Genomic DNA, 25194 nt, shown 5'->3' with positions numbered 1-25194 from the left:
CCTTTTGGCGTATTCGTCCTCGAATAGGCCATGCTCAACGCCAGGCTGCCGAATGGAACCGACACGCCACCCTGATAGGTGTTGTCAATGGCACCGTTATTGGAATCGGCGTTGTGGGCGTAGGACGCATACAATTTCGCAAAGTCGAGATTGTATGATCCGCCAAAAAAATAGGTATCCTGACGATTGATCGCCGGCGTAATGCCGAGTCCGTATTTTACTCGCTGAACCAGGCCGGCCAGGTAGAGCGGACCATGGGTATATTCCACTGCCGCCGACTGGTTATGTGCGCCAGTGCCTGGCGCTGTTTCCGTTGCGGAAAACTTGAAGCCGTAAATCGACGGAGACTCGTAGAGGATAGAGCTGTCCCAACCCGTGTCACCCAATACATTGCGGCCGTAATCGGCGATCCATGTCTGAGTTTGCAATGGGCTGAAGCGATAGGATCCCGGCAACGGGTTTGCCCGTGACGTGATATAGAACAACGTGGTGACGATACGCCCAAAACGCAAGGTTCCATAGGGACTGGAGAGATCGACGTAGGCGTTTCTGGAATACGTTGTATCGCCGGTAAAGCGGCCTGCCTGCCCGGTATTGACGAGAACGTACCCCTCTATTTCGAAGTCAGCCTTGTAGCCACCGCCGAGATCTTCAGTCCCGCGCATCCCATAGAATGAGGTTGTCTGCCCCCCGTTCAGCAGCCCGACCGTTGCGGCCGGATCCCCACTGCCTTTGAAACTACCGACGACAGCGTCAATTACCCCGTACATCTCAACTGACGACTGCGCGTTAGCCGCGGCGGGTGAGAGGGTAGCAAACGCCAATGCCATTGCGGCATACCTGGAATAACCTGGCATGTTCATCGACAAGTCTCCAAATGTATTTATATTTAAATTGACAACATATTTGTTGTCGTTGCCAGCTCTACAACTGAATCGGGCGAGCGCTCCTTAGCGATTCGGCGGCGGCCGCCGTGACGGCAACGTTCCGAATCATCTGGTCGATAGAAATCTGATAGGGTGCGTCGGTGGCGACGGCGCGGCAGAAGCTTTCCAGATTCGCTCTCACCGAATCGTTCCAATCATGCACGATGGTTTTTTCAGTACCGCTCGTCGTGCGGATGGTCGTGATGCTTGAACCGCCAGCATCAGGATGCGCCAGGTTTCGAACCTCTGCCCAACCAGCGGTTCCGAAGACAGCGAATCGCATGTAAAGCGGCGTGTCGAGAATGGAACTGACGTACCCTGTTGCTCCGCTGGAGAAGCGCAGATGCAGCGAGAGAGTCTTGCTCACCGCGCCGTCGTCACGGCGTGGTGACGCGGCGTACACCTCGGAGACGTCACCGAGCATATCGAGCATAAGATCCGTCAGGTGAACGCCCGTAGCGGTCATCGGCAGGGGAGCCAGATCAGTGCCAGTAAAACGCCAGTTTTCAGTTGGCACGTTAGCCAGCTTGTCATGGCTGAAACTGCCTTCGGCGTGCAGGACGGTCCCCAGTTCGCCACGCTTGATCAGCCCGCGGATCTCCACCATCGCGGTTTCAAAGCGACGCTCATGCCCGAGTCCGAGTCGAACGTCGGCCTTTTCACACGCCGTGGCACACTTGATCGCATCGGCGACGGTGAGCGCCAGCGGCTTTTCGCAGAAGATATGCTTTCCCGACGCGGCAGCCCTCATGACCTGTTGGGCGTGCAAGGCATGCGGTGTCGTCAGCACCACCATCTGAATGCCATCATCGTTTAGTACGCTCTCGATGTCCGTTGTGAATGGCACGCCATACGCGTCGGCCGCTGCCCGGTGAGCGTCTCGACTACCAACCGCAGCGGCGAACCGGAGCACATCGGACCCGGCCATTTGACGCATCAGGTGCTTTCCCCACCACCCGAGCCCGACAATCGCTGTGTTTATTGCCACGACTCGATCTCCAGGATGTAGAGACCGCCGTTGTAGTCGGTCGAATAGACGATGCCGTTCGAATCCACGAACACGTCGGCAGACTGGATAACGCACGGACGGTCTGGACGCTGGTCCATCAGACGTGTCGGCGCCGGTGGCACCCACGCGGCGATCTCGACTGGCCGGTACGGATCGCGCACATCAAACGCACGTACGCCTGCGTTCTGATAGGTTGCGAAGATAATGTCCGAGCTGACAAACGACCCCGGACGATTCTCGTGCAAGTTGTGAGGCCCGAAGTGTCCGGCCTTCGATTTGTAGTCGGACTCGGCCGGCGTCGGAAATGTCGAGATGCTCACCGGATTGCGTTTCTCACGGACGTCGAACATCCAGACAAACTTCTCACCATCTTCCTGGTGATCAAGCACGGCTTCGTCGAGCACGACCAGCAGATCACGATCGGGGAGTGGTAAGCAGTTGTGCGTGCCGCCGCCGAATGGGGGCGACCAGTTCCGGTGTGTGATCAATTTCGGCGCCGATCGATCCGCCACGTCCAGGATGACCATCCCGGCATCCCGCCAGGCGCAATACGCCGTATCGCCGTGAACGATCGGATGGTGCAGGCCGTTCCGTCTGGAACCGTCCCAGGAAGGCACCTCTCCACCGGCGACATGCATGCCGGGCAACCAGAATCTGCCGGCTTCCTTCGGGTTCCGTGGGTCGGACATATCGATGGTGATGAAGATATAGTCCGTGTATCCATCAAGCAGCGCCGATGCGTAGGCCCAGCGGCCTCCGGTGTACCACACGCGGTGAATGCCGCCGCCTTCCACCGGCATAAATCCGATTTCGTGGGGAGCGTCTCCCTTCGAGATGTCATAAACGGCTAGTCCGGCGCGCCAATGACGCCCAGTGCTCGGCTTGCTGGCCGTGCCTACCTTCTGACCGAGCGCGCCGCTATAGTAGGCGCGCTCGTCCTGAAACTCGGTCGCGGCGAACATGTCTTTGGCGTTGATCACGAGCAGCAGATCGTCGTGCGTCTGCAGGTGGATATTCCAGGTGTCAGGCTTGGCCGGCACGTAGTTGACCGGGGTCGGTTTCGTGGGATCCCGTACGTCAATGACGCTGAATCCTTTCGAGAACATATGGCCGATGTATGCATAGCCACGATGGACCATGAGCTGTACGCCGTCGGGGCGGCCACCCTGGTCTGAATGACCAATAATGCGCATATTCTTCGAAAAGTCCGGGACTGGAAGGTCGGAAGTAGACATCTCAATCTCTCTAGTTGCGTTTCATGTCCGGCGTCGCCGGGATTTCAGTGCGGCCAACCATCAAAGCGGTTTGAGGAAGTCGGATGACGCCGTATTCTTAAGAATGCCGTGGACACTGTGAAACTCTTGCCAATGCGCGTCGCGTGAAGTGTTATTGGAGGGGTGTGGCAACAGCAGATACTCACCGAGCGAACGACCACGTTCCACCGCCTTTAGACCGACGTCCAGGCGGTCCTTTTCGAACTTTGCCAGTGCCTGTTCGGCCGGCACCGAAGCGTCGCGCAAAACATCGGCAAGTGCCTGTGCGTCCGATGCGCCTTTGGCGACGCCCATCCCGATGTGCGGTCGGCCAACAGAAGCGGCGTCGCCAATCAGCACGACCCGGCCGAACACCATCTTCGGAGAGAAGTGGTCGTAGATCGGCGTGAAAAAGGGGCGGGGAATAGCCGTCAGCGTGTCACTAAACGAGGGCGGAAGGTGATCTTTGGCTGCGCGCTTGATTTCGTCGATCAGATCCTGGCGAATCTTCGGAGGCGCGATCGAGATCGGATGGTAAACGCCGCTTTCGTCCACCAGCATTGTCTGGAGCGTTTCCCTGTCGACCGGTCGGTACCAGACCCAGTTGTAGCGCCGACGACCCGCCTCAAGCGCGTGGTCCTGGCCAGGAATAGGGTATCCGATGATCTTGTTGTTCGGCGGCAAAAAGAACGCGAACTTGTCGAAGATCGTGTCTTTTGCGGACTTCGGCATCGCGCTCTCGTCTGCGACGCCGCGCCAGATCACGTAGCCGGCGTAAATCGGCTGGATTTCCGGCATATACATTTCGCGCACCGTCGACCGATAACCGTCCGCCGCGATGAGCAGATCGGCTTTCTCTACACGCCCGTTGGTGAAATACGCCGTTACCCCCGACGACGATTGTTCGACGGATTGCAGGTTGCACCCGAGATGGTGATGCTCGCTCGGGATCATCGTTCGCATCAAATGATGGAGCTTGTCCCACGACGTCACGATCTGAGGGTAGGGCAGCCGCTCGATGACGCGATCCTGCTGGTCGATCGCGATGCGATCGGTGATCTCGACACCGAGACAACCAACGTCCGCACCGCTTTCCACGAGCGCCTCGCGGAGCTCCGGCTGCACCGTGATGCCCGCCCCGCGTCCGAACAATTCCACGTCGGAACGCTCAAAGACCTCGACGGACCAGCCCGCCTTGCGCAACAATGCGGTCGCAAAGAGTCCAGCCAGGGAAGCGCCGATGACAAGCGCGCGTCGCCGGGGCGACGGATTGTGATGTTGATTCATTGCTCTACCTCACAACAAAGGCGGTTTTAATAACGACGTTTATCGGCTCTTCCGGAATTTCCGGTTGAAGCCTGGTGGCTGGGCAGCCGGGCACGACTAGCTTCGTTTTCTCCATACTCAGCGAAGCCGGGAGAAATCAAAGAAGCTCATGAGCACAATGGCGGCACACGGGGGCGCGAATACCATGACATTGGCGGCGATAGACCACCCCCACATATCGGCGAGCTTCCCAAAGAGAAATCCTGCGAACGGCCCGCTTATATAGAATCCGGCCATTGCCGCGGATACGGCGTACCCAATTTTTGCCGGGTGGGCACTGCGCTGAATGATGGAGACGAAGCGGGCATAGAAAAAACCACTGACCATCAGACCAAACACGAAGGAGAGAACCGCGTGCGTGAGCGGCCGTGACGCACCATTGAAGAGGGCGAAGCTCACTGCTGCGAGAACTGCAAGACCGGCAAAGACCCCCTTTTTTCCGAGCCGGTCGCCCGCCCAGCCGCCAGCGACCGCGCCCATTGCGCCAAGTCCGTACATCCCCAGTGCAGAGCCCGCCGCTATTGGCGAATAATGCAAATGCTCACGAAGGAACGTTGCGTAGAGTCCCGAGTACGAAAAGAAAGCCAGGCCGACTAGCGCAAACGAGATTGAACCAAGAATGACGTTTCGATTGAGCAGTCGGGGAACATCTTCACGCGTCATCCGAAGCGTGCCGGTAGTACCGCTACCCGGCTCTATGGCCTCGATAAAATCGGCTGGGATGAGGAACAACGCCGCGATGGCAATGAGAATGCCGGCGGCGCCGAAAATATACATCGGCATCTGCCACGATCCAAACCACGCACTCAGACGTGTCCCGGCAATCGGGCCCACAAGCGCCCCAAAGCCGAAAAACGCCTGCATGACGCCCATAGCTGCGCCGCGGGTCCGTCCGAAATAACTCCCTATGCAGCAAAAGATTGTTGCAATCTGCAGCGCTTCTCCAACGCCTGTGAAAGCACGATAGACCGACAGGCTGATGAATCCCTGGGCGAACGGTGTCGCAAGCGTAAAGAGTGAGTAACCGATCAGACCGCCGACGAGAATCGATCGGCGCTTGAAGCGTGCAAGGAACCACCCGCTGATCGCCCCGAAGATGGCGACATTGACGGTAAATACGGTGCTGGCGAATCCTGATTGAGCCAGGGTCAAGCCGTAGGTCTCCCGAATTCCGCCGAGCAACGCGGGAAACACCTGACGGTCCATCGCGTTAAACATGTACGAGATGCCGAGCAAAACCATGACGAGAACGAGGGAAGTCTTCGTCAACTTCCTGTCCAAACCCAATGCGGGGGGCTGCGCCGCGTAACTTTCCAAACTGTTCATACGTGTCTCCTCATTGAATCCTCGTGCAGATCCCTACGCCGCCGTTTTTTTTCCTGTCGTCGCGCCGGCTTACCGCTGTACGGCGCACCGCAGGCTTCGTGTTATTACGGAGCGGAAATGGGGATCTGTGGTCCCTGTCCCACGGTGGTGGGGCAGGGCTGATCGCTACGAATTCAGGCCATGCATAACAAACCGAACGTCGCTTAGCCGTTTCATCAGGTCCAGGCCGAACTCGTCTGCGAGGGAAGTCAGGGGTGGCCGCACGACCGACCACGTGGGCGTGTTAGTGACTTTCGACATCACGTATTTCATGGCGGGAATCATTGGCACCGACATAAAGATTTCGCGGATAGCCAATGCGTCGGACAACGTATTCGTTGGTTCATCCGAAATCAGCGCGGTGTATAGCTCGACGAGGCCGCGCGGATTCATATTCGCGGTTGCGCTGATACACCCGGCACCGCCGATTTCCATCGCTCGAGCCAGGAACGCTTCACTGGCAGGAAACACATCAAATCCATCCGCCCCGAAGCTGCGAATCATGGCCTCGGTGTTCGCCCAGTCTCCTGAGGAATCCTTTGCGCCACGAACAATTCCCGGATAGCGCTTGATCAGACGTTCGATGAGTGGCAGGGTAATCGGAACCTGGGAGAACTGAGGGATGTGGTAGAAATAGATCCGCAGGCGTGAGTCCGAAACCAGCTCGATGACCCGGGAAAAATAGTCGAACAGGCCGTTCTCCGACGGATTCTTGAAATAGTACGGTGGCAACATGAGCACACCGGCCGCCCCTATATTGACGGCATGACGGGTTAGCTCGACCGTCTCCTTCAGCGACGATGTGCCGGTGCCCGGCATCATTTTTCCAGCGGGCAGTCCAGCGTCGGTCAATGTGTCGAGAAGCGACATGCGTTCGGAAAGCGACAGCGAGGCGGCTTCTGAATTGGTTCCAAACACAGCCAGACCTGCGCCGGCGTCCACAAGCCACCTGCAGTGCTCAATGAACGCCTGGGTGTCCACTTCAAGGTCGTATCCGAACGGAGTCACGACGGGAGCGAGTACGCCGCGAATGGGCGGGTGAAGATGAGGCGTTAGGGCGGATGTCACAATGCACTCCTTGAATGGTCGGTTCGTATCTGTTGCTGGCTCGGTTCTATGCAGTTCCCGCTGGCGCTTCCGCGGCCACAGCATGTCCGTCGTCCGGCCGGGCTTCGGCACGCTCATGCGCGATTTTCAGAAGCTCAGCGAAATGCACGACCTGGCGACCGGTCTTCTGGTGGATTTGCTCCCGGCAACTGAAGCCGTTCGTCAGAATGAACGCCTGTTTGGGCGCCTGCCGCACGGCGGGCAACAACACGAGCTCGCCCACGTTCGCAGAGATCTCCTCGTGCTTTGGATCAAAGCCAAATGAACCCGCCATCCCGCAGCACCCGCTATCGAGCCATGTCGCCTTTACACCCATCGCGGCAAGAATGGCTTTTTCACCCGTCACGCCGAAGAGGGACTTCTGATGGCAGTGCGCATGAACGATGACCTCGGCGTCAAACCGGGGCGGTCGGTACCCGCTCACGTTGAGAAAGTCGCCAAGCAGGAAAGCGTTGTCGGAGAGAACCTTTGCCCGTGGATCATCCGGGAACATTTTCAGCAGTTCGTCCTTGAACACCGACATGCATCCGGGCTCCAGCCCGACGAGCGCGACGGCAGCATCGTCTCCGTCAAACATGGGAGACAACGTATCGAGAATCGTCTGCAAACGCTCACGGGCCGCGTCGAGGTAACCATAGTCGTAGAGCGGCCGGCCGCAACACAGGCGCCGCGACGGCAACTGCGCGTCAAAGCCGGCGATCTCCAGTAGGTCGACCGCGTCATTGGCTATTTCTGGATGAAAGTGCTCGCAGAAGGTGTCGACCCAAAGAATGACCTTCTTCAACGATCGCGATGGATTGGCGGGACGACGTTTGTGAAGTTTGCTATGCGTTTGCGGCGCAAATCGCGGTAACGTCCTTCCCGCAGCAACACCGGCGATCCGCTTTGCAACGGACGAAATGACCGGCGTTTGCGTCAGTGCATTCGCCAGACCCGGCAAGCGACCGGCCAGCGGTGCCCAGTCGCCGATGCGGCCCATCGATAGCGCCTGACGAGGACGTCTGCGGCGCTCGTAATAGTGCGAGAGAAACTCGGCCTTGTACGAGGCCATGTTCGTATGAGTCGGACAGTCGCTCCGGCATCCTTTACACGCGAGACAGGTATCCAACGCTTCCTTCACCGGCTCGCTTTGCCAGCCGTCTTCGATCAGATCTCCCTGCAACATCTCCCACAGAACTCGGGAGCGACCTCGCGTGGAAAAGCGCTCGTCGTGCGTCGCCCGATAGCTGGGGCACATTGTGTTCCCCTTCTCGGCGCGACAACGTCCCATCCCGACACAACGCTCCACCGCTCGCTGGAAGCCATTTCCTTCCTGGCTCCTGAACTGAAGTCTGGTCGCAAAGTTCACGACTTTGTAGGCCGGACCCATACGCAGGTCTTCATCAAGACCGCGTGCATCCACAACTTTTCCGGGATTCATTCGGTTCTGCGGGTCCCAGATTTTCTTGAAGGTACGCATCGCTTCCATCAGTTCGTCGCCGAACATAATTGGAAGCAATTCGCCTTTTGCCTGGCCATCGCCATGTTCGCCTGACAACGAGCCGCCGTAATCGACTACGAGCTGCGCGGCTTCCCGTGCAAACTGCCGATAGCCAAGTACCCCTTGTGCATCCCTGAGGTCAAAGGTGATACGAGCGTGGACACACCCATCGCCGAAATGCCCGAACAGCGATGTCTTGTAACCGTAACGATCGACCAACGCCTGAAAAGCGCGCAGATAGTCGCCGAGTCGATGCGGATCCACGGCCGCATCTTCCCAGCCGACTTTGGGATCCGGCTCCCCGGGGTTGATCGACAGTTGTGTACTGGAGGCGCCGTTCTCGCGGATCGACCAGATCCGTCGTTGATCCTCGCGGCTCACAAGGAGTTTGCTGGTCGGAACGGGCCCGCAGCCCCGATTCAGAATCCTCGCTGCTGCGTGGTCCGCGTTGGCAACCGCATCTTCCGGGCTCTCGCCACCGAATTCCATGAGAACCCAAGCATCGCCTTCGGGCAACATCGCAATCTCGGCGGCTGCCAGGTTTCGCGCTTCGAGTCCCCGGATGATTTGACGGTCGAGACCTTCAATCGCAAGCGGTGAGCACTGGAGAAATTCCGGTACTGTGTCGGCCGCCGTATAGATATCGGGAAACCCTAGTGCAAGGACGACGCGATGCGCGGGACTATGAACCAGACGGACACGGGCGCGAAGCGTCAGCGCGCAGGTGCCCTCGGTTCCGACAAGCGCGCGGGCAACATTGAAGCCGTTCTCAGGTAGCAATTGATCCAGGTTATAGCCCGAGACGCGACGCTTGATGTCCGGAAACCGGCTACGGATAAGGTCGGCATACCTGTCACGAAGCGCCCGCAGGCCAGCGTAGATTTCTCCCTTGCGTCCGCCTCCTGCGATGATGTGTTCGAGTTCTTCCTCACTGGTCGGCCCCACCCAGAACCGTGCCCCGTCGTACGTCAGAACTTCTATTTCTTCGATGTTTTCAAGCGTCTTTCCGGCCATCACAGAGTGTGGACCGCAGGAATTATTTGCGATCATCCCACCCAGCGTGCACCGGCTATGCGTCGATGGATCCGGCGCAAAGGTGAGTCCGTGCCGTTCGGCCGCGTCGCGAAGCTGATCGCAGATCGCGCCGGGCTCAAGAAGCGCGGTGCGTGAGGCGGGATCCAGATTGAGAATCCTCGAACAGTGAGCGGATACGTCGAACACGACTGCCGTGTTGACGGTTTGCCCGCTCATCGAGGTACCGGCACCTCGCATCAGGACAGGTGCGTTGTAGCGCCGGCATACCTCGATCCCTTTGATCAGTTCGTCGATCGAGCTGGGGATGACCACCGCCAACGGCACTTGCCGGTAATTGGAGGCGTCGGACGCATACACGGCCAGGTGACCCGCGCCGAAGTACACTGACGCACCCAGGGCGCCGGCCAGATCGTCACGGAGCTTGGCCAATAGGTCTCGCGACCCATTGCTCCCGGCGGTCGATTGACCGCCAGCCAGATGCAGTTGCGCAGATTGAATTGTCGACATGATGAGAGGTTCGCCCTTGCTTCGACGTTACGATGCCGTGGGCGCGGACCAGGTCGCACCACGAACCTGCGTCACGAACTGGGCCACTGCCTCTCCAATCTCGTGCGGGCAGTCCTCGGGTAAATAGTGTTTCGCACGCAGAGAGATTTCGCGTTGGTTGGGCCACGCACGGCAAAACGCCCGCGCTGCGCCAGCCGTTCCGTGTCCTTCCTCGGCGTTGATGAAGAGCTTGGGTAACTCGACGCTTTGTGTGAGCCAGTCGCTGTATCGTTTGACACGTGCGTACGTGTCCGGAGGATCGCCGTCGAACGGGATTTGCCGGGGCCACACAAGCGTGGGCAGACGCGAGACACCGGGCTCGCGGAATGGCTTCAAATAGACTTCTTTCTCACGAGAGGTCAGTTCGCGAATGACGCCGTATTCGAACAACATCTTCTTCACGAAGAAGTTGTCCTCGAGACACATTCTTTCTCCTTCTTCGCCGCGCAGCCGTTTGAACATCGCCTGGCGCTCCGGCGGCAAATCGGTCCACAGCCTCGGGCGAACCATCGCTTCCATGTAGACGATGCCAGATACCGAGTGGGGGAAGCGAACCGCACGATCGAACCCGAGCGCTGCCCCCCAGTCCTGAACCACCAGGATGGCTTTTTTGCGCAGGCTTAACTGGTCGAACCACGCATCGAGATAGTTCGCATGGTCGGCGAATGTGTAGGAGTAGGTCGGCGACGGACTTGACTCACCCATGCCAATCAGGTCGGGCGCAAGGCATCGGGCGAGCTGCTGTACGTGTGGAATGACGTTTCGCCACGTGTAGGAAGATGTGGGGTTGCCGTGCAGAAAGATGATCGGATCTCCTTCGCCGACGTCGACATAGGCCATTTCAGCGTCGCGCACGCGAGTTCTCTTTAGATCGAACGGGAAGTCCGCAGATATTTCTCTTTGCATTTCAAGTCTCCTTATCGACGCAGGCCTAACCTGGCGTCTGGCAGGTCAGCTATGTTTCGTGGCGCAACGACTTGTCGCGCGCGCTTCGGTAGCCTGAGTCCTTGCTCGCGATCTACCAACGATGTCCTTCACGAAACGCACGTGTACTCGCGGGACGGTCCGTACTTCATGCCGCATGGAGTGCCGCCACTAGACCGGGCAACTCGGCATTCGAAACAGGTATTCGCACTGTCCGTACCCGTAGTCTGCGTGGGAGCCGGAGCGACATCAAACGCATTTTGATCGGCCTTTGCATGACGTTTATGAATGAAGACCTTGGCTTGAGATCGCGACCTGCCCGCCGTACCGGCTGCTGACTTGCAGTGCAATCAGCGTCGCCGCTTGGTAGTTCAACCTGCGCAATTTGATGCTATTCATTGGTGTAGCCGACGGGTAGGTGTACGCAAGGAATACCTGTTATCTCCAATCGGAATGAACTCCTTGCCTCGTACCATCAAAAGAATGTCGATTCGATACCCATGTATCGTTGCTGAGGGGATAGGCGTTCACTAAGATTTGATTGCCTGTTCGCTGCGCGGGCCGCTTTCGATAGCGCCATTCCTCGATTGGTTCCAACGTGAGGCATGAACATGAAATTTCACAAGATGTTGCCAATCGTGGCAGCCTGCGCAGTCCTTTTTGGGGTAGCGCATTTGCACAGACCAATGCTGCGCCTGCCACTGTTCCCGCGATGACCTCGTCAAAGGCGACCGTGAGGGCACAGAACCGTCAGACGGCCTACGCCGTGAGAAAAGCGTTGGTGCGAACCAAGGGGTTGTCGGTCAGCGATATCAGCGTGGTCGCGAAAGGCGACGCTGTATCGCTTCTCGGAACGGTACCCGACAACTCACAGGTCGCGCTCGCGTGAATCACTGCCGCTGCTGAACCTCATGTCCGATCGGTGTCGAACCATTTGTCCGTTCGCTATCCTGGTGGCGGTTAAGCCCGCGGATGCACACCGCAACTGGCACCCCGGAACTTCCGGCCTGATTGTGGGTGTCCAGCGTCACGCAATGACGGCGCCGAATCGAATAGCGAAAGGAGCAAGTCGTGGGCATACCCGTTGAGCTGAAATATACCGAAGCGCATGAATGGGTCCGCACCGGGCGGGATGGTGTCTGGACGGTGGGGATTACCCACCATGCCCAGGACGCACTCGGTGAGATTGTTTCAATTGAACTGCTGGAACCGGGGCAAAAGGCCAGCGCTGAGGCGCCGGTTGCGGTGATCGAGTCGGTCACGCATAATCGAGTCGAGGAATTCAAGCTGCTGGTAGGTTACGGGTACCTGCTATGTCTTGTTGTGATGGGTTCGGCGACCGTGGCGTGGACTGCCGCCCGAGCGGGTTATCAGATGTATCGGGAGCGATTTCAGTAGTTGGCGGGAACACAGAGTCCCTCATCAAGGCCCCGGTGCTCGACGACTACCAGAGCCATCAGCCGTCGCCCATGCCTTGAGCGTCGGCTGATCAGCTTCATTGACGCGTCATGGCTGTGTCAGACCTGCGCCAACCCCCCGTCCACGAACAGCTCTGTGCCTGCCACATAGCTACTGTCTTCCGATGCCAGGAAGAGTACAGCTGCCGCCAATTCCTCGGGTCGCCCCACACGGCCCAGAGGCGTCACTGAGGCGAACTTGGCACGCAACGCATCCGCCTCCGCTGGAGTGGTTACCTGGCTTTCGATGATGGGTGTGTCGATTGCCCCCGGACTAATGGCGTTGACTCGAATGCCTCTTCCCTTTAGCTCGACCGTCCAGGTTCTGGCGAGAGAGCGGACCGCTGCCTTGGCTGCGCTGTATGTATCGTGTGCCTCAAGCCCCAATATACCGGCGATCGAACTGGTGAGAATAACGCTACTACCTTCGCGCAACAGGGGAAGCGCTTTCTGCACGGTAAAAATCAAACCTCGCACGTTGACATCGAACGTCCTGTCGTAGTGTTCCGGCGTAATCTGTTCGAGTGTCTTGTGTTCGATCGATCCGGAATTGGCGAACAGAACGTCAATCTGTCCACGCTTTTCCTGAACGATTGAATACAGGCGGTCGAGGTCCTCGAGTTTGGTGACGTCCGCCTTTACGGCCGTGACGTTCTTGCCTATCTGAGCGGCAGCCTGATCGAGCTCTGCCTGACGTCGGCCGACGATGAAGACGTGCGCGCCTTCGTCGACGAATCGCCTGGCCGTTGCGAGGCCGATGCCGCTGTTTCCGCCAGTAATAACTGCAGTCTTGTTAAGCAATCTATTCATGATCGTTTGCTCCGTGCACGATGGAGCAAAGGATTGCATGCGGTATGGGCTGACGGAAGATATCCCCTCGAAATATCAATGATTCCTGGACGGAATGGGCTCGATGAAGCCGCACGCTGCGATGGAGCCGATACCGGCGCGCTGGCAATTCTCCGGAGTACGCCTCGAACGAGATATCTGGAATATCCGCATCGGGCGACGCCGACAGCCGTCTAAACCAAGGTATCACGCGGAGAAACCAATGTGGGGGCGAGGTATCCGCACGTAGGATGCCCCGCCTGGCATTTTTGGCAAAACTCGATGAGCAGGTGGCCGTGATGTGTTGGACAAAGCGGGTTCAGGCGATTGCTCCGCCACCTGAGTTGGCGAATCGGACCGCCAGGCGTCTGCGCCGCTCAAATCACAACGTGATCGAACTGTCCCGCCGTGGCAAAGAAGGCTTCAACAGCAGCTTCGTCGGTCGTGTCCAGCACGGCGGTGCGCACATGCCTGCGGATCCTGGCCGCAACGGCGTCCAGCTTCGCCTGGTTGCGCGACGCGATCGTTACTTCGGCGCCTAGCCCAGCGAAAGCCATGGCAGTAGCGGCACCGATCTCAGAACTGCCGCCTACGATCAACACTTTTTTCGATTCAAGATTGCTCATGTTCAAACACCCTCATGATGTGCGATAGCGAAGGCTATCCTGATTGATTGTCCTGCACCGTCTCTCTGTTCCGATGACAGGCGATTTGCTTAACCAAATGAAAAGTCGAGCTGCACGGCCGGTCTTCTATCCGTTCCCCTTTTGTATTCCCACGGCGGAGTTTTCCCGCTAGCGACCGGTGAAGTCGATGCTGCGAGTTCCCCTTCCACGGAAAATTCAGTTTTATCGTCACGCAAGACGGGTCTTTGAAGAAAATCTGATGCAAGCCGAGATTGGAAACAGTGCGCTCGCGAAAGCTGAGTCCGGCTGACTTGAGTCTCGAGTACATTTCCGGCAGGTCAGTGGCGACGCGAGCTAGGTCCTCGTCCATCGTCCGGTTGCTCCAGCTTATCGAATCAAAAGCGGCGCGTTGTTTCGAGTGAGGATGCGCGCGGGTGGTGTGCGTCAGCTAGCTGGAGTCAGGAATATCAGTTATTCCCACCGGGCAGATTGTGTGACGTACCTTGACGGAAGACCATGAAGCTTCCTATCGGCACAAGTCGCCAGAGCGATAAATAGGTGCATATAGGGAAGTTTCGACGAGGTTGGCAAAGGCGGTCTTAGTTCGGGAAACGGTTTAGTCGCCCACCCTGGTGACCGTCATTCCCACCGCGGTTGGAGAAAAATCCGCTTTGAAATCGAATCGGGTGAGCGGGCGCTGCTTCTCACCCTTGTCCTGGATGGCGGCCTGGAATGTGCCATCCGCAGAGTGTTCACAGAGGATAGACATGAGACTGGAAAACAAAGTAGCCCTGATCACGGGCGGTAACCAAGGTATCGGCCGCGCGGTTGTCGACCTGTTTGCGAAGGAGGGCGCGAAGGTTGTTGTCGGCGACCTGGCTGAGCCGAAGGAGAAGTTCGGCGCTAGCATTGAGAGCATGCGCCTTGATGTCACCAAGGAAAGTGACTGGCAGAAGATCGTTAGGGACGTCGAAGCAAAATACGGTCGCATCGACATCCTGGTCAACAACGCCGGCATCCTGACCTACGAGCCCATTACCGAGTGCTCGGTCGAGTCGTGGAATCGCACTATTGCGGTCAACCAGACTGGCCCGTTCCTTGGAATGAAGCACGTCATCCCAGTCATGCAGAAAAACAGGAAGGGCGCGATTGTCAACATCTCGTCAATCTGGGGGACGATCGGCGCGCCGGGCGCGGCAGCCTACCACGCTTCGAAAGGCGCAGTCCGCACCATGACGAAAAACGCTGCCCTCACCTATGTGGGAGACGGAATCCGCGCCAATTCTGTCCACCCAGGCATCACCCACACGCCGATGGTCGACGCGCAGAGCGAAGAACTGAACAGGCTGGTCGTCTCCGGCACGCCTATGAAGCGCATGGGCGAGCCGATCGAACTGGCCTACGCCATTCTCTACCTCGCCAGCGACGAAGCCAGCTACACCACAGGCGCCGAGCTCTACGTGGACGGCGGCTTCCTCGCTATCTGAGCGTTCTTTACTCCCCAATTGACGACCAGCAAGGTGGTGCCGGACATGTCCGGCGGCGCCTTGGTTGGTTCGATCGATCTTCGGAGCAAAACACCCGGTTCGGTTACGTGCTAACCAATGGAGTGAGACATGTCTGAAATCAGGCAAGAAACTGTAAATTCGCGCTCGGCGAGCGACCGGCTCAACGGGCGAAGCATCATTGTGACAGGCGCCGGCAGCGGAATTGGCGCGGGTATAGCGGCTGACCTTGTGGCAAATGGAGCGAACGTAGTAGTCGCAGACATCAACGAAGGCGCGGCGCGGGAAGTCGCTGAAGAAATTGTGTCAAGCACTGGAGGGGTAGCTATTGCTGTGCGCGTGGACGTAACGGACCGGGCGAGCATCCAGGCTTTGGTGGCGAAGACAGTCGAGCGCTTCGGGCGATTGGACGTCATGTTCAACAATGCCGGAATCATCGAGACGGCGTCATATCTCGAGATTTCTGAGGCTGGCTGGAACAGGCTAATGAACGTCAACGGCCTGGGTGTGCTGATGGGCACACAAGAGGCGGCGAAGCAGATGATTGCACAGGGAACCGGCGGAAAGATCATCAATACGGCATCGATTGGCGGCAAACAGGGTTATCCGGTGTTTGCCCACTATTGCGCCAGCAAGTTTGCAGTCGTCGGATTGACGCAGGCGGCCGCCCGAGCGTTTGCGGAGTACAAAATCACCGTGAACTGCTTTGGCCCAGGTGTGGTCCATACCGCGCTATGGGATCAGCTCAACCGGGAATTCGTCGAAAGAGGCATCACGTCCAGACCGGATCAGGCCATCAACGATTTCAGTACGGACATCCTGTTGGGCCGGTATTCAACGCCAAAGGATATTGTCGGTGTGACCACGTTTCTTGCGTCGTCTGACTCCGACTTCATTACCGGCCAGACAGTTATGGTGGACGGCGGAATGGTATTGATCTGACCGAACGAGCGGCGCAGTGTGGGATGTTGCCAGAATCGACTTACGCGATGTCCCTCACGACGTTACGGCATTTGGAAGGATCACGACAAGTAATCCCTGTATCAAAGCGGCGCCATCGTTGCGTTGGCGTTTTCACGCATTGCCTCGACGAAGGTGATGAACGCGCGCGATTTTATGCGTGCCATACGGCCGGCGGGGGTCACCGCCCACAGCTCGCGTGGTGTGAGATGCCGGTTCGTCAATGCGGTCCTGACTTGCTCACTCTGTGGTTCTGAATAAAACATCCACTCAACTGGTATCACAGCACCCACACTCGCGATAACTAATCGCGCACTGCCTCCATTGCGCTCACGGATACATCCACGATGATTCGCGACCGCGTGCTATGCACACACGAATTGATTTAAAGCCGGAGGCTTTCAGATGTTATTTCTCGTCAGAATGGATGTGCAACTGTCCAGCGATATGCCTCCCGCGCAGGCCGGCGATCTCAAGGTGTTCGCAGCGGCTGAAGCGGGAACGGAAGTGGGGACAACTTTACCGAGTCGTCGGTGAGTACGCGAACTTCGGCCTCTTCGACTTCGACTTCGACTTCGACTTCGACTTCGACTTCGAGTCGAATGATGAAGTCCGCGCGGTGTTCTCCGGGTCGCCTCTCTTCCCCTATATGGAGCTGCAAGTAACGCCACTTGCGAAGCCTGCTGAGCCCGCAACGTGCGTAGGGCGAAACCGTACGGCGGTTCTCGCCGAGAATATGTACTATTCCCTACGCGGTCTACCAGTGTGACCACTCCTTTGATAAGTTCGCGGTACGGGCGGGTTTGATATAAATCGAATACAAGCGGCCCAACTATCGGACATCTGGAATCGGACCTTATGAGAAGGAGTATTCAACCATGGTTGCTTATGTCGTATTCATCCGAGAAGAAACGACAAATCAGGCAGAGCTAGATACATACGGGCGGAAGGCACCAGCCGCCGCCGAAGGCCACAACGTGTCGTTTCTGGCGCTATATGGTAATCACGAGGTGCTCGAAGGGCCGACGATGGAGGGCGCCGCCGTCCTGCGATTTCCGACAGTCGAAGAAGCGAGGCGCTGGTACGACAGCTCAGCCTATCAGGAAGCATCAATGCATCGGCATGCGGGAGCCGTGTACCGCGTCTTCATAGTCGAAGGTGCCGAGTAAGTCCACCGGTGCTGTGAGGCGTGCGCTGCCCGTAATGTACTCCTTGCTGACTCCCAAAGGCCGGGTAGGCTTCCGGCCGAAGAAAAGGGGCGCTACTAATTACGCAGCGCGACGGGATGTTGACGGTCATTGGGATGGACGTTGGCTTCGGGTCGTCCTTTGCGTAAGGCCCGTTTGGGCTCCGCAGCATCGCATTCTCGATCAACGACTACTGGGGCGACTGAAATTGCCCTCAGTATGAACGATGGTTCACGGATCGCTGTGCTCGATCAGCTGGGCTGAGACAAAACCGCCCCGGGCGTGGTTCACCCGGGTCCGCTACTCAGGCGATCGTGTATGTGTAGTTCTCGTACTTGATCGGCGTGTTCGCCCGCGTTTCCAGCATCCAGCCGCCGCCGGTATCCTTGAGTAGCTTGTATACGTCGTACTGGTCTTCTTTGCCCTTCAGATCTTCGAGAAGCTTGGTGACGCATTGGTACTGGTAGATGGTATCGACCATCCCGAGCTTCACCACCGGCCTGCCACGCAGCTCATAGTGAACTTTGCCGAACATTGGGTGCGCAGAGCGCGGGGTTCCGAACGCCTCGATCTCGTCGCCCTTCTTCAGCGATGGATTCTCGTCTATGTATTTGTTGTAGGCTTCGACCGTCGTCCTCAACTCGGTGCTGCAATCGCGGAAGATGTAAAGGATGAAGTTCAACAACGTTTCCGGCAGCTCGTCAAAATCGAAATACTCCTCCTCGACGCCCGGATAATCGCCGTAGACCCACTGGCTGCGGTTCATCCGGTCGGTCCAATTGAACAGGTTCATCGCCGTCTTCTGCATGATGCTGCTGGGGTGCAGGTCGCGCGAAAGGTGGGCGTAGAACATCGTCATCAGACCGCTGTCAGCGACCGAGGGCGGACCGCCGAGCAAATACGGATATTGCCGGAAATGCTCATCAAGGATCTTGAAGGCCTCGGCAAGTGATTCCTCGATCGCCGGAATGCTGTCCTTGGTCACGCCGAACTGCACCGTATAGTCGCGCGCCTGGTTAAAGAAGTCGGCACCCAGGCGATACCGCTCTTTCAGCGGACGGTCCTTGGAGGTGTTCTGGATGAAGCCTTTGCGCAGCGACTCCTCATTCGTGGTCAGAAAGTTCCAGCGGTAGTGCATGCCGGGCTATTCTTGGCACCTATGGTGTGGTGTTGCGTTGGTTTGGTTTTTCAGGTTTTATTATATTTCAACAGGTAAGGCGGCCGAGTTATCCACAGGATATCCATTTTTTCAGGTGCTTCCTGTTGCGTGACCGTACAAGCGGCATTTGTTGCGTCGATATTCATCCGAAGACGCAACAGGATGAGGTCTGGCAACGTGATGTTGCCAGACTCGGTGTTGCGCTCCTGCCGACGCCTGATGCATCTTCGACTTCACACCCAGTTCCCACAGCATGTCGATGTTCCTGAGATACGTAGCTACGTTCTGGGCCGAACTGTGGATGATCGAGTGTTCGTGGCCGTCGGCGCTGTCGACTTTCGCCGACCACGGGTCTTCCAGGCACTGGCAGATGTCGTTGATATCGTCGCGGTACTGCTTCAGGGTTTCCTGGTCCCAACTCCGCACGACATCGGGCGCCAGGAGCACCGAGAGCGTGCCTTCGTTCATCGCCTGAAAGGGTTTTGCGCTTTGCAATCGATTGCAGCAGGTCGTAGACGTGAGCCACCTTGATATCGCGTACTGGCATGTTCCCGAGTGGCGAATCTTTCACATAGCGCGAGAGAAAGCGTACGGCCTGCCCGCAGTAGTACTTGCTCCACCTGTCGCGGTTGTCTTCAATCCACTCCTCGCAGACGGCCCAAAAGGTGTTCTTGTTGCGTGTGATCGCCTGCAGTTGCAGCTGCTTCTCGTAGGCCTTGGGGTGGATGCCGGACGCCACCAGCTTTGCCGCGTCGATGCGACGTTGGCGGGCGTCGCTTATCGACAGATCAGGGAATCGCCCAAGGGTATAGCTGCAATCCTTGCCATCCAGCCGGTAGTCAAATTTCCACACCTTCGAACCCGAGACCGACGCCCGCAGATACATAGAGTCGCGGTCACGGATTTTATAGGGCTTGTCTTGGGGTCTGGCGTTCAGCAGTAACGGGTAGGTTAGCCTCACGGGGTTCTCCTCCACGGACAACTACCATGAATTTTACCCGCAATTTACCCGCAGAACTGTCGGAAGCGTGCGGATTACTCTGGATCAAACCGGATAGATCACCATAAACCGGAGGCGTAACCGGAGCAAACACATAAAGCCTCAACCATTCGCTGTAGCCCTTTACCAGAAAGTGTCCGGAGCGCTTGATGTATTGCTGGCGCGAGGTCACATACACCTGTCGAAGTGCAAACCAGGGCACATGCGGCAAGTCATGATGAACCAGATGATAGTTGTTATTCAGAAACAGCAATCGCCAGCACCATCCCGCCTCATTGATGACGGTGCGATGCGCAGGATCCTGCGCCACGCGATGTTCATGAAACGAGCGGACCGACGCGAGGGACAGCGCGCCATACCCCACGCCGACGATAAAAACCCACGCCGGTATCGCGCAGACCTGCTGCAACCAGACGGTGAGCGCGGCCAATGCGGTGACGTGCGCGAGCCATGCCGGCATGTCGCGCCAGTCGCCGCGTTTGATCTTGCCGAGCGCCTGCGCGTCCGTTGCTGCAATCGCGAATGCGGGGCCCACCAGAAGCCGGCCAACAAACGTATTGCGGAACGCGAGCAGCGTGCGAATCGCTGGCCCCGCGTGCAGCCACACCTGCTGGCTGACGAAATAGCTTTCGGGATCGCGGCCGGGATGTGTCAGATGCGCGTCGTCGTGATGCAGAAGATGCGAGTCGCGATAGATGCGAAAAGGGAACCACACCGCAAGCGGCGCGAAGCCGAGCAGCGCGTTGACGAACGGCCAACGAGTCGGATGGCCGTGCAGCAATTCGTGCTGCAGCGACATGTACCACGTGCCGAATACCGCCAGCAGTCCCGCGCTCAACGGCAGGCCGAGTTCGCGCGCATGGGTCGCCACGCCGAACCAGCCACCGTAGATCGCGACGATCAGCGCCCATGTCGGCCATTGCGTGCGCCACGTGAGGCTCCTTGCCAGCCGGGCGAGGGAAGTGCGTTGCGCGTCGTCGAGATAAATCGCCATGGGGGGACCGGTCATCAAGCAGATTCAGACCGATCCTACGGATCAACGCATGACGCCAGAACCATTTTATTGAGCAATGCATCTGCTCGATCGTGCATAGGCGGTGAAACTGGTCGCCGGCGCGATGGCAGGCTCCTCAATTGGCATCCGCCACGCGGCATGCGTGATCCATGAGCCCTTCGGCCGAGCCGTTGCCGTCGCCGACTTCGGTGCCGCTGTTGACGATCAGCCAGCCGTCCTTGTCCGCGTCCGCTCCCGCGCCGGTCACGAGGATGGTCTGTGTCGCCATGGCCGCGGCGTCGTGATTGTCGCGCGCGACGACGCTGAAAGGATTGCCGGTCCCGGTGAGCGACGTCACGCGCATGATCCGGAAGCGCTCGCCGTCGATCGTCTGCCAACGCCATTCGTCAGGCACGTCCTTCGCATGCCGCGCGAGCACGGCGCTGACGTCGTGGCGTAGGCAGTCGATATGGATATGCAGCTGGTTTTGCGAGCGGCGATATTCTGAATTGATTTCGAGGCCCAGCTGATCGTCCGGCAACGTGCGCTTGACGGCAGTCTCGACGTAGTGCCGCGAGCCCCATGCGTCGACCCAGTAGTCCTGAGCATGCGGCGCCAGCACGAGCGGACTTTCGATGCCGGTGATGCGGTCGGTCGGAATCAGCAGATGCTGCGAGCGGCCGACGATATCCTTCAGGATCACGTAACGTTTGTCGAGATCGACCATCGTGCATTGGCCCGGCGTGCCGGTGGCCTGCTGCGACGGCACGCAACGTATGTCGACGATCTTCCACAGCGCGTTGGAATCGACCGTGGCGAGGCGCGCGCATGCGGTAGCGCTGCATAGGATGGCTAACGTGGCCGCTAGTCTCACGGCTTGGCCTTTGAAGGTCCGCTGCTTTTGCGGCTGTGTTTGCAGGTGGGCGGGGGTAGATGTTCGTGTCGTCATCGGCACTTTGGCTGGTGTTTTCAGAGGGGTTGTCGTTGGCGTCAAGCGGAATGGGAGGTCAATACAGCGCGATCAGCGGCGTCAAAGCACCGGCGCCGGCAGGCCGCCAAGACACTGCTCGAAGGCGACGCCGATCGCCAGCAGCCGCCGGTCCGAGCCGAGCGGCCCGTCCAGTTCGAGGCCGACGGGCAACCCGCTCGCGCTCATCCCGGCGGGCAGCGACAGTCCTGGAATGCCGGACGTGCTGGCCGGATCGGTATTGCGCAGGAACGCTTCCATCGTGTCGATCGGCGGCGCGCCGTCGATCGAGACCGTCGACGAACCGCTCACGTCGTCGATCGGCACCGCGGTCAGGCGCGTGGTCGGAAACAGCAGCGCGTCGAGGCGCTCAGCGGCGAACGTCGCGGCCATGTACTGCTGCAAGCGAGGCCGCCAGTGGTTCAGCGCCGCCGCGTAATGCGCGCCGAGCGCGTCGACGAGCACGCTGTCGTAGATCGCGCGCACATCCGGGCTCGCGATGCGCGCGGCCAGTTCGGCCACCGTGCTGACCGGCGCATGGTTGGCGACGAGCCAGGCGAGCACGTCGTCGCGCGCTTCGTGAATCGCAACCGGACCGGCGACCATCGCATTCAGATGCTCCAGTTCGCTCATCGCCACCGGCACGAACACGACGCCGGCCGCTTCGAGCCGCACCAGTGCGGCGCGCGCCACGTCATCCACCTGGCGCTCGAGCGCTTCCCACAGCGGCGCCGGCAGACCGACGCGCAGGCCGTTCAGCGCGAGCGCGGGCAACGCGCCGGCCGACGTGATCACGCCGTCGAGCAGCGCGAGGTCTGCCACGGTGCGCGCCATCGGTCCCACGGTGTCGCGCGTGTGGCTGATCGGCACGACGGCGTCGGGATCGTGATAGCGCCGCTCGGCGCCGCCGTTGCCGACCGACGGCCGGAACCCCGCGGTGCCCGTCAACGCCGCCGGAATGCGGGTCGAGCCGCCGGTATCGGTGCCCAGACCCGCGGGCGCGATGCGCGCGGCGATCGCTACCGCGGTGCCACCCGACGAGCCGCCGGGTATCAGCGAGGGATCGTAGGGATTGCGCACTGGGCCGGCATGCGTGGCGAAATTGGTGCTCGTGATGCCGAACGCGAGTTCGTGCATGTTCGCTTTGCCGAGCACGATCGCGCCGGCGTCGATGAGCCGTTGCACGGAAGGTGCGTTGGTCGACGGCACGAAGCCTTCGAGAGCGGGCGTGCCCGCCGAGGTCTGCAAGCCCGCCGTATTGATGTTGTCCTTGACGACGACCGGCAGGCCGGCGAGCGGCAGCTGTGCCTTTGCCGAGGCGGGCAGCGCGTCGATGCGCTTTGCGGCGGCCAGCGCACCGGCGAGGTCGAGTGTGGTGAGCGCATTGAGGCTCGACAGCGCAGCGGCGCGGGCGAGCAGCGTGCCCACGTAGTCGGTGGCGGCGAGGCGCCCGGACTGGATCGCGGCAACCGCTTGTGTGGCGTTCAGCGCGAGCTGTTCATCGACGGTCCAGGTCATCGGCGCGTCTCCTTGTCGTCGGGTGCGTTGCCGGCGCGAGCGTGATGCGAAGCGCGGCGCGATGTGCGGGACGCGCGGGCAGCGTCGGGTGCGCGATCACGGCAAGTTCAGCAGAAATGGGGACGCCGGGCGGCCGCATGAGCAGACGCGCGTGCATTGCGCGCGCGCGTGCCGCGCTTTACGCGGGCAACGGCCGCGCAATATCCGCGAGCATGGGCTGCGAGCTTCGGCAACATAGGTCGACGTGTCGGACATGGCGGCATGCAAAGGGCGTACTCGTGATGCCGCCTATTCTGGCACAGCCGTCCGAAAGCCGATGCCGGATGATGCAGCGGCCGCCGCTAGCAGGCAACTGCTCTCAGTTCGCGCGCAACTTTTTCATGCCGCGAGCCTGGCCATCGCGACGATCGACGCGCAGCCCGTCACTGATGATTATCGATCCACACACGTCCCCATCTGAACGCATAGGCGAGGGCATGTTCTTCGTCGAAGAAGTAATCGAGCGCGTCGAACGAATACGCCTTGCCGTTGTTCGCGGAAGTCTTCTCGATGGTCAGATTGGCGGCGAACATGCCATTGGGCAGCAGTTGCGCGACGGGCGCGACCTCGTAACCCTTGTAGCGGATATGTGACTTCATGATGTCGACTTCTTATCAGTGTGCCCGCATGCGTTGCAAAAAAACCAGTGCGTAGGACGTAACCCGTAGCGCCAGACGTTCGATGAGTGGGCGGCTAGGGTCAAGCGTAGGGCGCGCTGCGCAGCGGGTGAACCAATCTTTCGTCGTAAGCTAATCAGCGGGGTTCGGGAGCGGTCTTCAGGAGCCCGGATCGGATCTTATCGCTGTGTCGATCACACTATCAGCGGGGCGGCCACGCGGTCTGTTATGTCCCGCACGCTTTGCGCAAATGCCGCTGCCGTGGGCCACGAGAGCGGTTCACGGCAGTGTGCGCGCGAGGGGTGGGTGAGGAATGCACGAGCGGCGTGCGGCGGAAACTCAGACCGCGTGCAGCAGGCGCGCGGGTTGCGTTTCACCGAGCGGCTGGCCGGCCGACAGCGGGTTCGGCGCGCGATGCGCATTGAACGCCAGCGCGAATTGCGCGGCCTGCTGGCCGACTGTCGCGAGCTGATCGACGACCTTAGGGTCTGAGCAGGTGTCGACGGTATCGAAGCGCGTTTCGAGCGTGTTGATGCCCGCGCCGAACGGCGTGGGCCAGCCGCGAAGTGCATGGACGATCGAGCGCAGTGAGGTCAGCACCGAACCGGCGGCCTGCCAGCCGTACGCGGTGACGATGCAGCCGACCGCGCGGCCGTCCAGATACGGGCGCTCGTCGGCGCGCAGTTCTTCGAGCGTGTCGAGCGCGTTCTTCACGAGGCCCGACACGCCGCCGTGATAACCGGGCGTGGCGATGATCAGCGCGTCCGCATGGCGCACGGCGTCGATCAGTTCGAGCTGTTCGTCGGTGCGGTTTGGCTGTTCCGGCGCATAGTGGGGCAGGCTATGCAGAAAGGTGCCGCCGAACAGGCGGGTGTTCGCGCCGGCGGCCTCGGCGCCGCGTAACGCGAAGCCGAGCGCGCGCTCGGTCGACGAAGCGGCGCGGGTCGTGCCGCCGATGCCGATGATGAGCGGCCGGCGATGATGATCGAATCGGGTCAACGAGATGCTCCTTCAGTAGCGGCTCACGGCACGCTGACGCGGGGCTGCGCGCAGACGGGCCGGGGCGAACCGGACTTTGAAGTGTCATCTTAATGACCGCCGGGCGCGGGGCTAAGCGACTTTTTGTTCTAAACATATAACCGCGCACGGGCGCATTGCGCCGCAAAGCACGTTAAGCCGCCCCGGATAAGCGTATGGCGAACCGGAGGCGGCAACGTCTTTGAAAAGAATTTTCGAATCATATCGCAGCCCATGGCGAAGAGGGACCTCCACAGTAGACGCTTGCGCTTCGTCGCTTGGGTTCGGTCGACCTGGGCTAGCGCGATTGGGCAGAGTGCGGCCAGTTTCGTCCATTGCCCCACGCTTT

Annotated in this window: 20 protein-coding genes and 3 pseudogenes; 5 read left to right on the top strand and 18 right to left on the bottom strand. The window is 59.3% G+C overall.

The window, feature by feature from the left end:
• From P0D89_RS41235 to P0D89_RS41200, 8 genes are all read right to left on the bottom strand, one after another.
• A partial coding sequence (locus P0D89_RS41235) for a porin (RefSeq protein ID WP_408378429.1) occupies positions 1–863 on the bottom strand: 863 nt, incomplete at its 3' end.
• Between the two features lie 61 nt (positions 864–924).
• Positions 925–1914: a Gfo/Idh/MocA family protein gene (locus P0D89_RS41230; RefSeq protein WP_408362774.1), complete on the bottom strand. Its 990-nt coding sequence runs from the start codon at positions 1912–1914 to the stop codon at positions 925–927.
• Positions 1905–3170: an LVIVD repeat-containing protein gene (locus tag P0D89_RS41225; protein ID WP_408362776.1), complete on the bottom strand. Its 1266-nt coding sequence runs from the start codon at positions 3168–3170 to the stop codon at positions 1905–1907. Before P0D89_RS41225 ends, P0D89_RS41230 begins: the two co-directional genes overlap by 10 nt.
• A 60-nt stretch (positions 3171–3230) precedes the next feature.
• Complete coding sequence (locus tag P0D89_RS41220; protein ID WP_408362778.1) at positions 3231–4475, bottom strand: FAD binding domain-containing protein; 1245 nt, start codon at positions 4473–4475, stop codon at positions 3231–3233.
• Positions 4476–4592: 117 nt separating this feature from the next.
• Positions 4593–5840, bottom strand: coding sequence for an MFS transporter (locus P0D89_RS41215; RefSeq protein ID WP_408362780.1), 1248 nt, complete (start codon positions 5838–5840; stop codon positions 4593–4595).
• Positions 5841–6005: 165 nt separating this feature from the next.
• Positions 6006–6947 carry a dihydrodipicolinate synthase family protein gene (locus tag P0D89_RS41210; protein ID WP_408362782.1) on the bottom strand — a complete coding sequence of 314 codons (942 nt, stop codon included), beginning with the start codon at positions 6945–6947 and terminating at the stop codon, positions 6006–6008.
• A gap of 46 nt (positions 6948–6993) precedes the next feature.
• A complete protein-coding gene (locus tag P0D89_RS41205; RefSeq protein ID WP_408362816.1) occupies positions 6994–9999 on the bottom strand; it encodes an FAD-binding and (Fe-S)-binding domain-containing protein in 3006 nt (1001 codons plus the stop codon).
• Positions 10000–10035: 36 nt separating this feature from the next.
• Positions 10036–10953, bottom strand: a complete 918-nt coding sequence (locus P0D89_RS41200) for a haloalkane dehalogenase (RefSeq protein ID WP_408362784.1) — start codon at positions 10951–10953, stop codon at positions 10036–10038.
• Between the two features lie 1089 nt (positions 10954–12042).
• Here P0D89_RS41200 and P0D89_RS41195 point away from each other — a divergent pair.
• Positions 12043–12369, top strand: a complete 327-nt coding sequence (locus P0D89_RS41195; RefSeq protein ID WP_408362786.1) for a glycine cleavage system protein H — start codon at positions 12043–12045, stop codon at positions 12367–12369.
• Positions 12370–12488: 119 nt separating this feature from the next.
• Here P0D89_RS41195 and P0D89_RS41190 read toward each other — a convergent pair whose 3' ends face one another.
• Together P0D89_RS41190 and P0D89_RS41185 are read right to left on the bottom strand one after the other, a co-directional pair.
• Positions 12489–13238, bottom strand: coding sequence for an SDR family NAD(P)-dependent oxidoreductase (locus P0D89_RS41190; RefSeq protein ID WP_408362788.1), 750 nt, complete (start codon positions 13236–13238; stop codon positions 12489–12491).
• A gap of 398 nt (positions 13239–13636) precedes the next feature.
• Positions 13637–13882: pseudogene (locus P0D89_RS41185) on the bottom strand (SDR family NAD(P)-dependent oxidoreductase); the annotation flags it as partial.
• 767 nt (positions 13883–14649) lie between these two features.
• Between P0D89_RS41185 and P0D89_RS41180 the strand changes: the two are divergent.
• From P0D89_RS41180 to P0D89_RS41165, 4 genes and pseudogenes are all read left to right on the top strand, one after another.
• Entirely contained in the window at positions 14650–15369 is a 720-nt protein-coding gene (locus tag P0D89_RS41180) for an SDR family NAD(P)-dependent oxidoreductase (protein ID WP_408362790.1), read from the top strand.
• Positions 15370–15498: 129 nt separating this feature from the next.
• A complete protein-coding gene (locus P0D89_RS41175; RefSeq protein ID WP_408362792.1) occupies positions 15499–16329 on the top strand; it encodes a glucose 1-dehydrogenase in 831 nt (276 codons plus the stop codon).
• Between the two features lie 423 nt (positions 16330–16752).
• Positions 16753–17026: pseudogene (locus tag P0D89_RS41170) on the top strand (muconolactone Delta-isomerase family protein); the annotation flags it as partial.
• Positions 17027–17225: 199 nt separating this feature from the next.
• Positions 17226–17516, top strand: coding sequence for a DUF1330 domain-containing protein (locus tag P0D89_RS41165; protein WP_408362794.1), 291 nt, complete (start codon positions 17226–17228; stop codon positions 17514–17516).
• Positions 17517–17838: 322 nt separating this feature from the next.
• On the opposite strand, the gene P0D89_RS41160 is transcribed toward P0D89_RS41165, so the two are convergent.
• From P0D89_RS41160 to P0D89_RS41125, 8 genes and pseudogenes are all read right to left on the bottom strand, one after another.
• The gene (locus tag P0D89_RS41160; RefSeq protein WP_408362796.1) at positions 17839–18672 is read right to left on the bottom strand and encodes a glutathione binding-like protein; all 834 of its coding nucleotides are present in this window, start codon (positions 18670–18672) and stop codon (positions 17839–17841) included.
• Between the two features lie 111 nt (positions 18673–18783).
• The gene (locus P0D89_RS41155) at positions 18784–19161 is read right to left on the bottom strand and encodes a hypothetical protein (protein WP_408362824.1); all 378 of its coding nucleotides are present in this window, start codon (positions 19159–19161) and stop codon (positions 18784–18786) included.
• Between the two features lie 19 nt (positions 19162–19180).
• Positions 19181–19579: pseudogene (locus tag P0D89_RS41150) on the bottom strand (tyrosine-type recombinase/integrase); the annotation flags it as partial.
• 19 nt (positions 19580–19598) lie between these two features.
• Positions 19599–20687, bottom strand: a complete 1089-nt coding sequence (locus P0D89_RS41145) for a fatty acid desaturase (RefSeq protein WP_408362818.1) — start codon at positions 20685–20687, stop codon at positions 19599–19601.
• Positions 20688–20823: 136 nt separating this feature from the next.
• Positions 20824–21561 (bottom strand): CDP-diacylglycerol diphosphatase, encoded by a 738-nt coding sequence (locus P0D89_RS41140; RefSeq protein ID WP_408362798.1) that lies wholly within the window; start codon positions 21559–21561, stop codon positions 20824–20826.
• Positions 21562–21717: 156 nt separating this feature from the next.
• Complete coding sequence (iaaH, locus tag P0D89_RS41135) at positions 21718–23172, bottom strand: indoleacetamide hydrolase (protein ID WP_408362800.1); 1455 nt, start codon at positions 23170–23172, stop codon at positions 21718–21720.
• Positions 23173–23594: 422 nt separating this feature from the next.
• Positions 23595–23810, bottom strand: coding sequence for a transcriptional regulator (locus tag P0D89_RS41130; RefSeq protein ID WP_408362802.1), 216 nt, complete (start codon positions 23808–23810; stop codon positions 23595–23597).
• Between the two features lie 357 nt (positions 23811–24167).
• Positions 24168–24827 carry an NADPH-dependent FMN reductase gene (locus P0D89_RS41125; protein ID WP_408362804.1) on the bottom strand — a complete coding sequence of 220 codons (660 nt, stop codon included), beginning with the start codon at positions 24825–24827 and terminating at the stop codon, positions 24168–24170.
• Between the last annotated feature and the right edge of the window lie 367 nt (positions 24828–25194).

Source organism: Paraburkholderia sp. RL18-085-BIA-A (assembly GCF_046027075.1).
In the GTDB taxonomy this organism is placed as follows: domain Bacteria; phylum Pseudomonadota; class Gammaproteobacteria; order Burkholderiales; family Burkholderiaceae; genus Paraburkholderia.
This window is presented reverse-complemented; position numbering and strand designations above follow the sequence as displayed.